This is a genomic window from Pseudomonas sp. PA-6-3C, from assembly GCF_021605825.1.
GTDB lineage: Bacteria > Pseudomonadota > Gammaproteobacteria > Pseudomonadales > Pseudomonadaceae > Aquipseudomonas > Aquipseudomonas edaphica.
Map to the genome: position 1 here is coordinate 45,794 of NZ_WKDV01000009.1, position 14,162 is coordinate 59,955.

The following is a 14,162-nucleotide window of genomic DNA, read 5'->3' on the forward strand; positions in this document are numbered from 1 at the left end:
AATGTCGACCTGCTCCGTACACCCGCTGCCCTACCGGGCCAACCCCGCCGACTACTTTGCGGCGATTCGTCATGCCCCCGGCGCAGTGCTGCTCGACAGTGGCCGCCCGGCTGCCGAACGCGGGCGTTATGACTTGCTCAGCGCCTGGCCGCGAGCGACATTGACGGTTGCGCCTGACGAAAGTGGCGGTGATTTCCTGCAACGCTTGCGGACCAACCTGACGCAGTTGGGCGAAGCGGATCTGCCTGCAGGTTATGCGCTGCCGTTTGCTGGCGGCCTGATTGGCTACTTGAGTTATGACTTTGGCCGGCACTTGGAGCAAATGCCTGATTGGGCTGTGGATGACCTGCACCTGCCGGATGCGCGCTTCGGGCTGTATGCCTGGGCGCTGATCAGCGATCACCAGGCACAGACCAGCCAGTTGGTCTTTCACCCCACGCTGGCCGACAGCGAACGGCTGCGGTTGGTCAACCTGTTCGGGCAACCTGCAGCTGAATCATCTGACACCTTCAAGCTCAACGGTCCCATGGCACCGGAGCTCACGCCCGAGGCCTACCGAGAGGCCATCGCGCGTATTCAGGACTACATCCAGGCGGGCGACTGCTACCAGGTCAACTTTGCGCAACGTTTTCGCGCGCCCTGCAGCGGCGATCCCTGGGTGGCGTATTGCGCGTTGCGCGAGGCCTGCCCTACCCCGTTTTCCGGGTTTCAGAGCCTGCCCGATGACGGCGCGGTACTCAGTCTGTCGCCGGAACGCTTCGTGCAGATCAGCAAACGCCAGGTCGAAACCCGCCCAATCAAAGGCACCCGCCCGCGGGGTTTGACGCCTGAAGAAGACGCCGCCAACGCCGCCGAACTTCTGGCCAGCGCCAAGGATCGCGCCGAAAACCTGATGATCGTCGACCTGCTGCGCAACGATCTCGGCCGCACTTGCCGCACCGGCTCGGTGAAAGTGCCGGAGTTGTTCAGCCTGGAAAGTTATCCCAATGTGCACCATTTGGTGAGCAGCGTGACGGGGGTGCTGGCCGACGACAAAGACGCCCTCGACCTGATCGCCGGCAGCTTCCCTGGCGGCTCCATCACCGGCGCGCCAAAGATTCGCGCGATGCAGATCATCGATGAGCTGGAGCCGACCCGACGCGGGTTGTACTGCGGCTCGCTGGTGTATCTGGATGTACGCGGCGAGATGGACAGCTCCATCGCCATCCGCAGTTTGCTGGTCAAGGATGGGCACGTGAACTGCTGGGGCGGTGGCGGGATCGTGGCGGATTCGGAGTGGGAGGCGGAGTATCAAGAGTCACTGACCAAGGTGCGGGTCTTGTTACACACTTTGGAAAACCTGTAGCACCCCGCCTTTCCTGGCGCTCGTACGCGGCGCCCAGTGACAGAAAAAACCTGAATCAGAACGGCTGTGGACGCAGTATGAGCGGGCGGATAGCGTCCGGCTCAGACCGTCCACCCGCCACCTGTGAAGGATCACATGAAGCGAATGCCTACTCGTCAGAAATTATTTCCGGGATTGCATCTCACACGAACCCCACCTAACATCTCCCAAATTGGGAGGGAGCAGCGATGCGGATAATCGCCCTCTCTACCTTAAGGACATTCTGGGAAAGCCATCGCGCTTATACCGATGCCAAGACACCGCTGGTCGAACTGTATCGCCATATGGAGAGGACCACTTACACAACGCCACAGGCGCTCAAGGCAGAGCTTGGAACGGCGAGCATTCTCAAGGGCGGCAGAGTTGTTTTCAACGTGGGCGGCAACAAGTATCGAGTGATCATGGCGATCGACTATCAACGACAGCTGGGGTTCGTGCGTTTCGTGGGAACCCATATGCAGTACGACCAGATCAACGCGGAGACCGTGTGATGAACATCAAACCTATTCATTCCCAGGAAGACCTGACCGCTGCGCTTGCGCGTGTGGAGCAGCTTTGGGGCGCGGACATTGGCTCGCCAGAGGGTGACGAGCTGGAAATTCTTGCCGTGCTTATTGAGAAATACGAGGCGGAACACTTTCCCATGCCGCCTTCGGACCCAGTGGAGGCGATCAGATTTCGCATGGAGCAATTAGGCATGACTGCCCGTGATCTGGAGCCCTTTATCGGCACCAGTGGGCGGGTGTCAGAGGTGCTGAACCACAAGCGCAAGCTGAGCCTGTCGATGATCAAGCGGCTGCATGAAGGCTTGAGCATTCCATATGAGCGGTTACTGGCCGGGGTTTAGGCAGTGGCCGCACGGGCCTCATCGCAGGCAAGCCAACTCCCACAGGTTGACCGCATTCAGTGTGGGAGCTGGCTTGCCTGCGATGGGGCCATCAACAGCACTGAGTCACTTACAGGCTCAACTGCCGATTCGACGCCTTGATGAACGCTTTCTTCAAGTCCTCAAAGGTATGCACCGCCGGGAACTGCGGGAACTCGCGAATCACGTTTTCTGGCGCATGGAACAGAATCCCACGGTCAGCTTCACCCAGCATCGTGGTGTCGTTGTAGGAATCGCCAGCGGCGATCACGCGGTAGTAAAGGGTCTTGAACGCCAGTACGGATTGGCGCTTAGGGTCTTTCTGACGCAGTTGATAGCTCACCACTCGATCATTTTCATCAGTGATCAGGCGGTGGCACAACAAGGTCGGGAAACCCAGCTGGCGCATCAACGGCTGGGAGAATTCGTAGAAGGTGTCCGACAGAATCACCACCTGGAAGCGTTCGCGCAACCAGTTGACGAACTCGATGGCGCCGTCCAGCGGCTCGAGGGTCGCGATTACTTCCTGGATATCGGCGAGTTTGAGGCCATGCTCGTCAAGAATGCGCAGACGCTGCTTCATCAACACGTCGTAGTCGGGAATGTCACGGGTGGTGGCCCGCAGGGATTCAATACCGGTTTTTTCGGCGAAGGCGATCCAGATTTCCGGAACCAGCACCCCTTCCAGGTCGAGACAGGCAATTTCCACAAGACACTCCTATTGGATGTTGTTAGTTGAGCGAGCAAAAGGACTGCCGAACTCTAGCGATTCAAGCGCGGCGCCGCAACGCAGAGCGGATTTTGATACCATCACTCCCCTATAGAGCGCTCAGCGCCACTGACCTGTAGGAACCGTCCTGATGAACCAAGCCTTCGACGTCGCTGAACTCGCCGCGACTTATGCCAACAAATCCGCTCAGGACATTCTCAAGCTGGCATTCAGCCAGTTTGGTGATGACCTGTGGATTTCCTTCAGCGGTGCCGAGGATGTGGTGCTGGTCGATATGGCTTGGAAGCTGAGCAAGAACGTCAAGGTGTTCAGCCTCGACACCGGCCGTCTGCACCCGGAGACCTACCGGTTTATCGAGCAGGTGCGCGACTTCTACAAAATCGACATCGAGCTGATCTCGCCGGACCAGAGCAAGCTGGAACCCTTCGTCAAGGAAAAGGGCCTTTTCAGCTTCTATAAAGACGGCCATGGTGAATGCTGCGGCGTGCGCAAGATCGAACCGCTGCGGCGCAAACTGTCCGGCGTAAACGCCTGGGCCACCGGCCAACGGCGCGACCAGAGCCCCGGCACCCGCAGCCAGGTGGCGGCGCTGGAGATCGATACAGCGTTCTCCACCCCGGAGCGCACCCTGTACAAATTCAACCCGCTGGCGCAGATGACCAGCGAGGAAGTCTGGGGCTATATCCGCATGCTGGAGCTGCCCTACAACAGCCTGCATGAGCGCGGTTTTATCAGCATCGGCTGCGAGCCCTGCACCCGCCCGGTATTGCCTAACCAGCATGAGCGCGAAGGCCGCTGGTGGTGGGAAGAAGCCACGCAGAAGGAATGCGGGCTGCATGCCGGGAATATCATCAGCAAGGCTTGAGGGCTGACGCGGTAAAATGTGGGAGCGGGCTTGCCCGCGATTGCGGTGGATCAGTCACTTATAAGTCGGCTGAGAAGCCGCCTTCGCGGGCAAGCCCGCTCCCACATTTTGTTTTGGGCAGCCCATAAAAATGTACACACTAATGTAACCATAAGTGCCATTTATGTGTGCAATCCGTATTCTCCCGCACCAAAACGTAACACTCATTTCCTAACGCTGCTTCCCTCTTAAATAAAGCGCCTCCCCACAAAAAATAAATACCTGTTCAATCGGTCAATTTATATTGCTTTTAATTCAGCAATTTATTCAACAGACCTATAAAAACGAAATTAACCCTGATTTTCATAGACCCAAAACTGGCACGCATGTGGCTTAAGGTGAATTGCTCTTTGTATACAATAAATACAAAACATACATACACTTTGCCATCTGCAGCGTTCCTGCAGATGCGCCGGAGCCTGCCGGAATGCGTACAAGCCTCTCGAATGACATCGCACTGGATCTGCCCTCCTCCGCCCTGAATCTCGAGGCCGCAAGCCCCGGCCCATTGGTGCTCAGCCCGCGCCTGCATAACAAGGACCTGGCTCCCACCAAAGCCGAAGGCCGACGCTGGGGGCGCTACAGCATCTTCGCGTTGTGGACCAACGACGTGCACAACATCGCCAACTATTCGTTTGCCATCGGCTTGTATGCGCTGGGCCTCGGCGGCTGGCAGATTCTGCTGTCCCTGGGGATCGGCGCAGCGCTGGTGTATTTCTTCATGAACTTGTCGGGGTTTATGGGCCAGAAAACCGGCGTGCCGTTTCCGGTGATCAGCCGTATCAGTTTCGGCATACATGGTGCGCAGATCCCGGCGCTGATCCGTGCGGTGATTGCGATCGCCTGGTTTGGTATCCAGACCTACCTGGCCTCGGTGGTTTTCCGTGTGTTGCTGTCGGCAATTCATCCAGGATTTGCCGACTATGACCACAACTCCATTCTCGGCCTGTCGACCTTGGGTTGGGCGTGTTTCATCACGATCTGGTTTGTGCAACTGGCGATCCTGGCGTACGGCATGGAAATGGTGCGCCGCTATGAAGCCTTCGCCGGGCCGGTGATTCTGGTGACCGTGGCTTCGCTGGCCGGTTGGATGTACTTCCAGGTCGGCGGCAATATTGCCTGGTCGATCCGCGAGCCTTTGAGCGGTGGTGAGATGTGGCGCAACATCTTTGCCGGTGGCGCGCTGTGGCTGAGCATCTATGGCACGCTGATCCTCAATTTTTGCGATTTCGCGCGCTCCTCGCCGTGCCGCAAGACCATCCTGGTCGGTAACTTCTGGGGTTTGCCGGTAAATATCCTGGTGTTTGCCGCGATCACCGTGTTGCTCTGCGGCGGGCAATTCCAGCTCAATGGCCGGGTGATCGAAAGCCCGACCGAAATCATTGCGGCCATCCCCAATACCTTCTTCCTCGTGCTCGGCTGCCTGGCGTTCCTGATCGTTACCGTGGCGGTGAACATCATGGCCAACTTTGTCGCGCCAGCCTTTGTGCTCAGCAACCTGGCGCCCAAGTACCTGAACTTCCGGCGGGCCGGGCTGATCAGCGCCACCGTGGCGGTGCTGATCCTGCCGTGGAACCTCTACAACAGCCCGCTGGTGATCGTGTATTTCCTCTCCGGGCTGGGTGCGCTGCTGGGGCCGTTGTATGGGGTGATCATGGTCGATTATTGGCTGATCCGTAAAAGCCAGGTGGATGTACTGCAGCTGTATAGCGAAGACCCGAATGGCGTTTATTACTACAGCCGTGGGGTCAATTTACGCGCGGTCGCGGCGTTTATTCCTGCGGCAATCATCGCCATTCTGCTGGCACTGTTGCCCGGTTTTGCCAGCGTCGCACCGTTTTCCTGGCTGTTTGGCGCCGGTATTGCAGGGCTGTTGTACTTGCTGATCGCCAAGCGCCAAACGTTCTACGCCGATGTCAGCGGCGAAAGCATTGCAGTCGATAACGCCAGTCATTAATCAAGGACATTCCATGCGCATCCTCGTGGTCAACGTCAACACCACCGCGTCAATCACCGACACCATCGCCCAACAGGCGCGGGCTGTGGCTTCACCGGGCACCGAAATTGTCGGGCTCACCCCGTACTTTGGCGCCGAATCGGTGGAAGGCAACTTTGAAAGCTACCTGGCCGCCATCGCCGTGATGGACCGGGTGATGGCCTACGACCAACCGTTTGATGCGGTGATCCAGGCCGGCTACGGCGAACACGGCCGTGAAGGCTTGCAGGAGTTGCTCAACGTGCCGGTGGTGGACATCACCGAAGCGGCGGCCAGCACGGCGATGTTTCTGGGCCATGCCTATTCGGTGGTCACCACCCTGGACCGCACCGTGCCGTTGATCGAAGACCGCCTGAAACTCGCAGGTCTCTATCAACGCTGCGCCTCGGTGCGCGCCAGCGGCATGGCGGTGCTGGAGCTGGAAGAAGACCCGCTGGCCGCCATGGAAGCCATCGTGCGCGAGGCGGAGCTGGCCATTCGCGACGACAAGGCCGAAGTGATCTGCCTGGGCTGCGGCGGCATGGCCGGGCTGGATGAGCAGATTCGCCAGCGTACCGGCGTGCCGGTGGTGGATGGCGTCACGGCGGCGGTCACCATTGCCGAATCGCTGGTGCGCCTGGGGTTGTCGACGTCGAAGATCAGGACTTACGCAACACCACGGCCGAAGAAGGTGATCGGCTGGCCAGGCCACCGCTGAAGGCATCCATATTCTCCTGTGGCGAGCAGGCTTGCCCTGCGTTGGGCTGCGCAGCGGCCCCAGTAAACACACTGAAGTTCCTTCTGAAAGTACTCAGCGCCTGGATTTGGGGCTGCTTCGCAGCCCAACGCAGGGCAAGCCTGCTCGCCACAACGGGCGCCTTACTACAGACGATGGCCGCGACTCGGTAGATGGTAGTGATCAAATCGCGCTGAACACTTGCCCCAGCTTCTGCTCGGTAAACTGCTCGATGATGAAATCCACAAATGCTCGGGTCTTGCCGGGCAGCAGTTTGTGTTCGGCGTAATAGATAGAGATGTTGCCGTCGTCGACATACCAATCGGGCAGTACGCGTACCAATTTACCGCTCGACAACCAAGGCACGGCAAACGGCATGCTCACCAGCGCAATGCCCAACCCCTGGTCTGCCGCGACGCAGGCCGCCTGGGAATCGCTCATGGTCATGCGCGCCTTGAGGTTCAACGGGCCGTGCTCGCCGTGGCGACCGGTCAGTTGCCAGGAACGCACACGGCCGGTTTGTGGCGAACGAATCAGGATGCCATCGCAGTGCTCAAGGTCTGCCGGCTGCACAACCTCCGCATGTGCCGTCAGGTAATCGGGCGAGGCCACCAGCACTCGATGCGCCGGCGCGAGCTTGCGTGCGACCACCCCCTGAGGCAGCTCAAACCCACCGCCCAGTGCGGCGTCAAAACCCTGCCCAATCAGATCGACCTGACGGTTATCAAAATGCCAGTCGGGGCTGATACCCGGGAAGCGCTTCAGAAACTCGCCCAGCAACGGCACGATGTACAAACACCCCACCACCGTGCCCATGCTCACTTTCAAGGTGCCCACCGGCCGCCCTTCGGCGCTGGCCAAGTTAGCCACCGCATTCTGGATAGTGGTGAGGCTGGCGCTGACTTCTTCGAGGAACAGCTTGCCGGCTTCCGTCAGCGTCAGCCGCCGGGTGCTACGCTGAAACAGCCGAACACCCAGGCGTGCTTCCAGCTTGGCGACGCTTTTACCGACCGCCGCCGGGGTCAAATTCAGATGCCGGGCGGCTTCGGCAAAGCTGCCACCTTCGGCGCTGCGCACAAAACATTCGATACTGCCAAAGCTCTCCATATCGACCACTCTAAACTTTTGGTTTACACAGACTATAGCAATCACGGTCTACCGGCTTGGGTGGGTGAGGCCGATACTCGGTCCATCAACTACTTGGAGAACGACATGACCACACACAATCTCAGCGGCAAAGTTGCATTGATCCAGGGCGGTTCCCGCGGTATCGGCGCCGCCATCGTCAAACGTCTGGCAGCGCAAGGTGCAGCCGTTGCTTTTACCTACGTCAGCTCTGCCGCCAAGGCCGAGGCACTGCAAAACAGCGTGATCAGCGCAGGCGGCAAAGCCTTGGCCATTCAGGCCGACAGTGCCGATGCCACGGCGATTCGCAACGCCGTCAACGCCACCGTCGAAGCCTTTGGGCGCCTGGATATCCTGGTGAACAACGCCGGTGTGCTGGCCATCGCGCCACTGGAAGATTTCAAGCTGGAAGACTTCGACCAGACCCTGACGATCAATGTGCGCAGTGTATTTATCGCCACTCAGGAAGCGGCCAAACACATGGGTGAAGGCGGCCGCGTGATCAATATCGGCAGCACCAATGCCGAGCGCATGCCCTTTGGCGGTGGCGGGCCGTATGCGATGAGCAAGGCGGCGCTGGTGGGGCTGACCAAGGGCCTGGCACGGGATCTGGGACCGCGTGGCATCACCATTAACAATGTGCAGCCTGGGCCGGTGGATACCGATATGAACCCGGCAGACAGTGAGTTTGCAGCGAGTTTGATGGGGTTGATGGCGGTTGGGCGGTATGGGCAGGTGGAGGAGATTGCCAGCTTCGTGGCGTATCTGGCTGGCCCGGAGGCGGGTTACATCACGGGCGCGAGCTTGACCATTGATGGTGGTTTCAGCGCATAACCAAATGTGGGAGCTGGCTTGCCTGCGATGGCGATCTTGAGGACGCCATCGCAGGCAAGCCAGCTCCCACATTTTTTTGACCGTGTTGGGTCAGGACATTGGTGGCAAGCCGTAGGCCGCCAGGTCGAAGTCCGCCAGCTTGCGGATGATCTGGTCGGCATGCTGGTACTTGCTGTCGGCCATGGCTTCATCGGGCACGGCGATGGCAGTCATGTTAGCGGCCTTGGCGGCGGTCACGCCAAACGGCGAGTCTTCGAACACCAGGCAATCCTCGGGCGCGACACCCAAGCGGCGGGCGGCGGTGAGGAAGATATCCGGCGCGGGTTTGGCGGCCCCCACTTCTGGGTCATCCGCCGTGACGATGGTGCCGAACAAGCCAAACCACTCACGGTGCAAGGTGGTCTTGTGGCCAAACGAATTGCGCGACGAACTGGTGCCCACGGCAATCGGGATGTTGTGCGCCTTCAAATGTCGCACCAGCGCTTCGGCACCCGGCATGCCCAAGGCCTTGGGGAAACGCTCGCTCATCAGCGGTTCGCGAATCAGCAGAAACTCTGCCGGGGTGATCGGCAAGTCCAGCGCCTTCACCACATATTCAGCCAGGTCCTGAGCGCCCCGGCCGATGATGTGCTGCTTGATGCCCCAGTCGTAGGTGCGGCCGTAGCGTTCGGCGATAATCTGTGTAACTTCGGTGTAGATACCTTCAGTGTCCAGCAACAACCCGTCCATATCGAAAATCACGGCCTTGATCGGACCGACTGGAGTACGCGGTACATTCATCGCAACAGCACCTTGGGGAAGGACTAAAAGGTTTCAGCACAATAGCGGCCTACAGCGTGGGTAAGCAACCTTGGCGGCCCTCCACCCTGCGGCGCTATTCAAGGTGCCCACAATGCGCTGTACTTGTATGACTTCAACCGCAGCAACACACCGAAAAAGCTGCGCGTGTTTATCGACTACCTGCAAACTCAACGCCAGCCCTGATAAAAGCGAACCTCTTCATGCTCTATCGCATTGCCGCCGACAGCCTGGTGCTGTTCCACCTGTGTTTTATCCTGTTCGTGCTGTTTGGCGGGTTGCTGGCCCTCAAGTGGCGGCCGGTGATGTGGCTGCACCTGCCCGCCGCGGCCTGGGGCGTGGCAGTGGAAGTGTTCCACCTGCCCTGCCCGCTGACCCGCTGGGAGAACCTGCTGCGCCACCTCGCCGGGCAGGACGGTTATGGCGGCGGTTTTATCGAGCATTACATTCTTACGCTGATCTACCCGGCCGGGCTGACCCCACAGATTCAACTGGGGCTGGGCGCCGTGGTGTTGCTGATCAACAGTGCAGTGTATGTACGCTTGATCAGACAGCGTCAGGCAAACACCCCAGACCGAGTAACGTAGCTTCCACCGCCTGCTCCAGCGGCGTGTGCGGCTCGCGCCCCAAAGCCGCGACCAAGCGCGTGTTATCCAGACGCAATGGGGTTTGCCACAGGTAACGCATCTCCTGCATTTCGCGAAGGGTGACGACAAAGGGCGCGGCCACTTTCAGCAACCACCATGGGAAACGACCTACGCGTGGTTGCTGGCCCGTCCTGCGCAACACCACCTGCTGGATCGCCTGGGTCATCTGCGTGCCATCCGTGTCCATATGCCCGGCCATATGAAAGCGCGCAAAAGCCTCCAGGGTTGACCGGCGTTCAAGCAACTCGACCATGGTGCGCGCCACATCCGGCAAATAAGCCCATTGATGCGCCACACCCGGTGCGCCCGGATAACTGATGGCGTGTACCGGTTTACCGGGTTTGATCAAGCCTTGGGCAAACCAGTTGTTGGCCACCCGAGCGCCGAAAAAATCCCCGGCGCGCACAATCAACACACGGGCGCCACGGCGGGACGCCTGTTCCAGACGCTGCTCGAGTTGTACGCGGATAGCCCCCTTGCGCGTTTGCGGGTGCTGCGGCGAATCTTCATACAGCACCGGAAACACATCCGGCCCGAAGTTGTAGACCGTGCCCGGCAACACAATCGTCGCGCCCTCGGCGATGGCCGCCGCAATGCTGTTGTCGATCATCGGCATGACCAGCTCAGCCCAATTGCGATAACCCGGTGGGTTGACGGCATGTACGATCACCGCACAACCACGGGCCGCGGCGCGTACCTCATCACGGTTGAGCGCATCGCCCTCGATCCAGGAAAAGTCGGCATTCGCGCGGCGCGCCTTGCCCACATCCCGCGTCAGTGCACACACCTCCCAGCCTGCCGCGTGCAGTTGCCGCGCCACTTCACCGCCGATCCCGCCGGTTGCCCCCAGCACCAGAACCTTGCTCATGACCTTCTCCTACATTCGTTGGTGAGGCCATTGTGTGTGCAGCCTTGCTATAGATAAATTGCCGAAGAGCATCCTGCCGCTATACATTTATGCATGGCATCGACTATTGGATGGGAGCTTTACCGGTCGTTCCTTGGCGTACTCAAGGAGGGATCGTTATCGGGTGCCGCGCGGCAGCTCGGTATCACACAGCCTACGGTGGGCCGGCACATTGCTGCGCTCGAAGCCGAACTGGGCGTGGTGCTGTTTACCCGTTCGCCTGCCGGGCTGTTGCCGACGGCGGTGGCCCACACCTTGCGCGCCCATGCCGAAACCATGGAACGCACCGCCGCCGCCCTGGAGCGCGCCGCGTCTGCCCACGGCGATGAAGTGCGCGGGGTGGTGCGGGTGTCGGCCAGCGAGGTGGTCGGCGTGGAAGTACTGCCGCCGATCATCACCCAATTGCGCCGCGAGCACCCGCACTTGCGGGTTGAACTGGTGCTGACCAACCGCCTCAGCGACCTGCTGCAATTGGAGGCCGACATCGCCGTGCGGATGGTCCGCCCCAGCCAGGAGCAACTGCTGGCGCAGCGCGTCGGCCTGATCGAAGTGGGACTGCACGCCCGCGACGATTACCTGCAACTGCAGGGCGTCCCTTTGCAGATGCAAGACCTGGCTGGCCATTCAGTGATCGGCTTCGACCAGGAAAACGCGTTTATCCGCAGCCTGGCGATCAAGGGCTTTGAACGCAGCGCCTTCGCCATCAGCAGCGACAGCGACCTGGCGCAATTGGCGCTGATCCGCGCCGGTGCCGGTATCGGCGGCTGCCAGGTGCAACTGGCCAAGCGCGACCCGCGTTTGCGCCGGGTACTGCCCGATGACTTTGCGCTCAAATTGGACACCTGGGTGACCATGCACGAAGACCTGCGCAACAGCCCGCGCTGCCGGGTGACATTCGACGCGCTGGTGCAAGGTTTGCAGCGTTACGTACAGGATTGAGACAGCTTCACTGGTAAAGAATCAGTCTCCCTCAGTCCCTTCATAGACGCCCCCATGTCCGAAGCCTTCGAAGTCCCCAGCCCCCACGAAAAACACATCGAACACACCACCGAACATGCGCACGGGCGCGGTGACAATTTCGCCAGCCGCATCGCCGTAATGACCGCGTTGATGGCCACCCTGGGTGCCATGCTCAGCTACCAGGCCGGCTCCACCGAAAGCGAAGCGGCCATGGACAAGAACAACGCCGCCATCATCAAGACCGAAGCCGCCAACCAGTGGAACTACTACCAGGCCAAATCCAGCCGCCAGAACCTGGCGGAACTGGCCACGCATATTCCGGGTGTGGATGCCGCGCATTACAAGGACGAAATCGAGCGCTACAAGGGCCAGAAGGAGGAGGTGCGCAAACAGGCCGAGAAGCTTGAGGCGACATCCAGGGAATGGGATCAGAAATCCGAGGAGGCGCTGCACCAGCATCACCGCTGGGCACAGGCAATGACCGCGATTCAGATCGCGATTTCGTTGGCGGCGATTACGTTGCTGACGCGCAAGGAGTGGCTCAAACGTATGTCATACACCGCTGGCGGTGTGGCGATGGTGCTGGGTAGCCTGGCCTGGCTGCACCTCTGACAGCATGTGGGAACTGGCTTGCCTGCGATGGCGGTGGGTCATGCAACATCACTGTTTGCTGAACCACCGCCATCGCAGGCAAGCCAGCTCCCACATTTGATCTGTGGTGTTTTAAGGGTTGGGTTCCATCTCGGCATCGCTATATAGTAAAACGCATAACGACCAGCACAGCCTGACTGCGAGGGAACACCGGTGCCTGCACAACCCAAAGAAGCCGTGGGCGCCGCCTACAGCATCGACGCCATGCGCTACGCCCAAGCCATGACCTGGCAAGCCATCGAACACCTCGCCCCACGCATCCGCCCCGGCATGCTTGAATCCGAGGCTCGCGAGCTGGGCAAACAGGTACTCACTGAGCTCGACATGCAACGCATCTGGCACCCGCTGCTGGTGCGTTTCGGCGCCAACACCCTCAAGGCTTTCAACCAACGCTCCGAAGGCGACCCGGTGCTGGCTGAAAACGATATCTTCTTCATCGACATGGGCGCCGTGTGGCAAGGCCATGAAGGCGACGCCGGTGCCACCTTCACCGTTGGCGACGACGCGGACATGATCGCCTGCGCCAACGCCGCCAAGGCGCTGTTCGACCGCGTACAATCACGCTGGAAAAATGACCACGTGGTAGGCCTTGAGCTTTACCGCTACGCCCAAGAGCAAGCACAAGGCATGGGCTGGCGTTTGAACCTCGACATCAAAGGCCACCGCGTCAGCGACTTCCCCCATGCCATCCATCGCGGCGGCGACCTGGGCGATTTCGAGCATTACCCGAATGCCGGGCTGTGGATTCTGGAAATCCAGATCGCCCACCCGAGCAAGCCCTACGGCGCTTTTTACGAAGACCTACTCGCTTAAGGAACATCCATGGAACGCTCCACCCAATTTCCCGTGCTGCTGTTTTCCTACGGCACCTTGCAGGACAAAGCCGTGCAACTCGCCAACTTCGGCCGGGAACTGGTCGGCCATCACGACGCCATGCTCGGCTATGCGCAAAGCTGGGTAGAAATTACCGATCCGCAAGTGCTCGCCACCAGTGGCAAGACCCATCACCCGATTGTCGCGCCCACCGAGGAAAAGGCTGCCAGCGTTGAAGGCATGGTCTTTCAGATTAACGAGCAGGAACTGGCGGCAGCGGATGCGTATGAGGTGTCGGACTACAAGCGTGTGTCCGTGGCGTTGGCTTCGGGTCTTACAGCGTGGGTGTACGTGCAGGTGTGAAAATGAAACATCCGGGTAATTGATTTCAATCTGCCAGTGTGGGGATTAAAATGGCGCCCCCTCGAGAATTGAATCCCGGGGGTCAGTCCATGGAGTTTCACAGTGAAGTACGTCAGTAAAGTAGTTGCAGCAGCTGTTCTCGGTTTCACCCTCGCAGGCTGCACCGGCACCGCCATCAAATCCCCGCAGTACGACAGCAGCCAATACACCGTTTTGGGCCACAGTGAAGGCAGTGCCACCGGCATCATGTTGCTCGGCGTCATCCCGATCGGCCAGAACAACCGCTTCGTGCGCGCCCAGGATGCCGCCATCAAGGCCAAAGGCGGCGACGCGCTGATCAACACTCAAGTGCAGGAAAAATGGTTCTGGGCCTGGGTACTGAACGGTTACACCACCAAGATTTCGGGTGATGTGATCAAGCTGAAAACCGCGCAGTAAATATAAAGTTGTCAGGGCGCTGCCCCTGGCAA

General features: G+C 59.6%; 17 protein-coding genes. 13 read left to right on the forward strand and 4 right to left on the reverse strand.

Annotated features, from left to right (window positions below):
• The first annotated feature begins 1 nt into the window (after position 1).
• The 3 genes from pabB (at position 2) to GIW48_RS08430 (ending at position 2,231) form a co-directional block, all read left to right on the forward strand.
• Entirely contained in the window at positions 2-1,345 is a 1,344-nt protein-coding gene (pabB, locus tag GIW48_RS08420; RefSeq protein ID WP_236460262.1) for an aminodeoxychorismate synthase component I, read from the forward strand.
• Between the two features lie 227 nt (positions 1,346-1,572).
• A complete protein-coding gene (locus GIW48_RS08425) occupies positions 1,573-1,875 on the forward strand; it encodes a type II toxin-antitoxin system HigB family toxin (protein WP_099548789.1) in 303 nt (100 codons plus the stop codon).
• Entirely contained in the window at positions 1,875-2,231 is a 357-nt protein-coding gene (locus GIW48_RS08430; protein WP_099548788.1) for a helix-turn-helix domain-containing protein, read from the forward strand. The genes GIW48_RS08425 and GIW48_RS08430 overlap by 1 nt, the downstream gene beginning before the upstream one ends.
• A gap of 109 nt (positions 2,232-2,340) precedes the next feature.
• Here GIW48_RS08430 and thrH read toward each other — a convergent pair whose 3' ends face one another.
• Positions 2,341-2,958 carry a bifunctional phosphoserine phosphatase/homoserine phosphotransferase ThrH gene (gene thrH, locus GIW48_RS08435; RefSeq protein WP_236460261.1) on the reverse strand — a complete coding sequence of 206 codons (618 nt, stop codon included), beginning with the start codon at positions 2,956-2,958 and terminating at the stop codon, positions 2,341-2,343.
• 151 nt (positions 2,959-3,109) lie between these two features.
• On the opposite strand from thrH, the gene GIW48_RS08440 reads away from it, so the two are divergent.
• From GIW48_RS08440 to GIW48_RS08450, 3 genes are all read left to right on the forward strand, one after another.
• Positions 3,110-3,844 carry a phosphoadenylyl-sulfate reductase gene (locus tag GIW48_RS08440; RefSeq protein WP_236460260.1) on the forward strand — a complete coding sequence of 245 codons (735 nt, stop codon included), beginning with the start codon at positions 3,110-3,112 and terminating at the stop codon, positions 3,842-3,844.
• A 466-nt stretch (positions 3,845-4,310) separates the two neighbouring features.
• Positions 4,311-5,840, forward strand: a complete 1,530-nt coding sequence (locus tag GIW48_RS08445; RefSeq protein ID WP_017134732.1) for an NCS1 family nucleobase:cation symporter-1 — start codon at positions 4,311-4,313, stop codon at positions 5,838-5,840.
• 13 nt (positions 5,841-5,853) lie between these two features.
• On the forward strand, positions 5,854-6,576 hold the full coding sequence (locus GIW48_RS08450) for an aspartate/glutamate racemase family protein (RefSeq protein ID WP_099548786.1): 723 nt from the start codon (positions 5,854-5,856) through the stop codon (positions 6,574-6,576).
• Between the two features lie 201 nt (positions 6,577-6,777).
• Here the strand turns inward: GIW48_RS08450 and GIW48_RS08455 are convergent, their stop codons facing one another.
• A complete protein-coding gene (locus tag GIW48_RS08455; RefSeq protein ID WP_236460259.1) occupies positions 6,778-7,701 on the reverse strand; it encodes a LysR family transcriptional regulator in 924 nt (307 codons plus the stop codon).
• A 105-nt stretch (positions 7,702-7,806) separates the two neighbouring features.
• Here GIW48_RS08455 and GIW48_RS08460 point away from each other — a divergent pair, with 105 nt between their 5' ends.
• Positions 7,807-8,553: a 3-oxoacyl-ACP reductase family protein gene (locus GIW48_RS08460; protein ID WP_099548784.1), complete on the forward strand. Its 747-nt coding sequence runs from the start codon at positions 7,807-7,809 to the stop codon at positions 8,551-8,553.
• 90 nt (positions 8,554-8,643) lie between these two features.
• On the opposite strand, the gene GIW48_RS08465 is transcribed toward GIW48_RS08460, so the two are convergent.
• Positions 8,644-9,333 carry an HAD-IA family hydrolase gene (locus tag GIW48_RS08465; RefSeq protein ID WP_017134640.1) on the reverse strand — a complete coding sequence of 230 codons (690 nt, stop codon included), beginning with the start codon at positions 9,331-9,333 and terminating at the stop codon, positions 8,644-8,646.
• 221 nt (positions 9,334-9,554) lie between these two features.
• Here GIW48_RS08465 and GIW48_RS08470 point away from each other — a divergent pair, with 221 nt between their 5' ends.
• Entirely contained in the window at positions 9,555-9,938 is a 384-nt protein-coding gene (locus GIW48_RS08470) for a DUF2784 domain-containing protein (RefSeq protein WP_236460258.1), read from the forward strand.
• Here the strand turns inward: GIW48_RS08470 and GIW48_RS08475 are convergent.
• Positions 9,898-10,866: an NAD-dependent epimerase/dehydratase family protein gene (locus GIW48_RS08475; protein ID WP_236460257.1), complete on the reverse strand. Its 969-nt coding sequence runs from the start codon at positions 10,864-10,866 to the stop codon at positions 9,898-9,900. The genes GIW48_RS08470 and GIW48_RS08475 overlap by 41 nt on opposite strands.
• 93 nt (positions 10,867-10,959) lie before the next feature.
• On the opposite strand from GIW48_RS08475, the gene GIW48_RS08480 reads away from it, so the two are divergent.
• The 5 genes from GIW48_RS08480 to GIW48_RS08500 all read left to right on the forward strand — a co-directional run bounded on the left by GIW48_RS08480 (position 10,960) and on the right by GIW48_RS08500 (position 14,130).
• Entirely contained in the window at positions 10,960-11,844 is an 885-nt protein-coding gene (locus tag GIW48_RS08480) for a LysR family transcriptional regulator (RefSeq protein WP_236460256.1), read from the forward strand.
• A gap of 54 nt (positions 11,845-11,898) precedes the next feature.
• Entirely contained in the window at positions 11,899-12,477 is a 579-nt protein-coding gene (locus GIW48_RS08485) for a DUF4337 domain-containing protein (RefSeq protein WP_058420803.1), read from the forward strand.
• Between the two features lie 192 nt (positions 12,478-12,669).
• Positions 12,670-13,329 (forward strand): M24 family metallopeptidase, encoded by a 660-nt coding sequence (locus GIW48_RS08490; RefSeq protein WP_236460255.1) that lies wholly within the window; start codon positions 12,670-12,672, stop codon positions 13,327-13,329.
• A 9-nt stretch (positions 13,330-13,338) separates the two neighbouring features.
• Positions 13,339-13,692, forward strand: coding sequence for a gamma-glutamylcyclotransferase family protein (locus GIW48_RS08495; protein ID WP_017138310.1), 354 nt, complete (start codon positions 13,339-13,341; stop codon positions 13,690-13,692).
• A gap of 102 nt (positions 13,693-13,794) precedes the next feature.
• The gene (locus GIW48_RS08500) at positions 13,795-14,130 is read left to right on the forward strand and encodes a hypothetical protein (RefSeq protein WP_017138311.1); all 336 of its coding nucleotides are present in this window, start codon (positions 13,795-13,797) and stop codon (positions 14,128-14,130) included.
• Positions 14,131-14,162: the final 32 nt, after the last annotated feature.

Coding starts and splice junctions, on each gene's coding strand:
- pabB (WP_236460262.1), top strand. CDS start 2: ATGTCGACCTGCTCCGTACACCCGCTGCCCTACCGGGCCAACCCCGCC.
- GIW48_RS08425 (WP_099548789.1), top strand. CDS start 1,573: ATGCGGATAATCGCCCTCTCTACCTTAAGGACATTCTGGGAAAGCCAT.
- GIW48_RS08485 (WP_058420803.1), top strand. CDS start 11,899: ATGTCCGAAGCCTTCGAAGTCCCCAGCCCCCACGAAAAACACATCGAA.
- GIW48_RS08460 (WP_099548784.1), top strand. CDS start 7,807: ATGACCACACACAATCTCAGCGGCAAAGTTGCATTGATCCAGGGCGGT.
- GIW48_RS08495 (WP_017138310.1), top strand. CDS start 13,339: ATGGAACGCTCCACCCAATTTCCCGTGCTGCTGTTTTCCTACGGCACC.
- GIW48_RS08430 (WP_099548788.1), top strand. CDS start 1,875: ATGAACATCAAACCTATTCATTCCCAGGAAGACCTGACCGCTGCGCTT.
- GIW48_RS08440 (WP_236460260.1), top strand. CDS start 3,110: ATGAACCAAGCCTTCGACGTCGCTGAACTCGCCGCGACTTATGCCAAC.
- GIW48_RS08455 (WP_236460259.1), bottom strand. CDS start 7,701: ATGGAGAGCTTTGGCAGTATCGAATGTTTTGTGCGCAGCGCCGAAGGT.
- GIW48_RS08450 (WP_099548786.1), top strand. CDS start 5,854: ATGCGCATCCTCGTGGTCAACGTCAACACCACCGCGTCAATCACCGAC.
- GIW48_RS08445 (WP_017134732.1), top strand. CDS start 4,311: ATGCGTACAAGCCTCTCGAATGACATCGCACTGGATCTGCCCTCCTCC.
- GIW48_RS08475 (WP_236460257.1), bottom strand. CDS start 10,866: ATGAGCAAGGTTCTGGTGCTGGGGGCAACCGGCGGGATCGGCGGTGAA.
- GIW48_RS08480 (WP_236460256.1), top strand. CDS start 10,960: ATGGCATCGACTATTGGATGGGAGCTTTACCGGTCGTTCCTTGGCGTA.
- GIW48_RS08470 (WP_236460258.1), top strand. CDS start 9,555: ATGCTCTATCGCATTGCCGCCGACAGCCTGGTGCTGTTCCACCTGTGT.
- GIW48_RS08465 (WP_017134640.1), bottom strand. CDS start 9,333: ATGAATGTACCGCGTACTCCAGTCGGTCCGATCAAGGCCGTGATTTTC.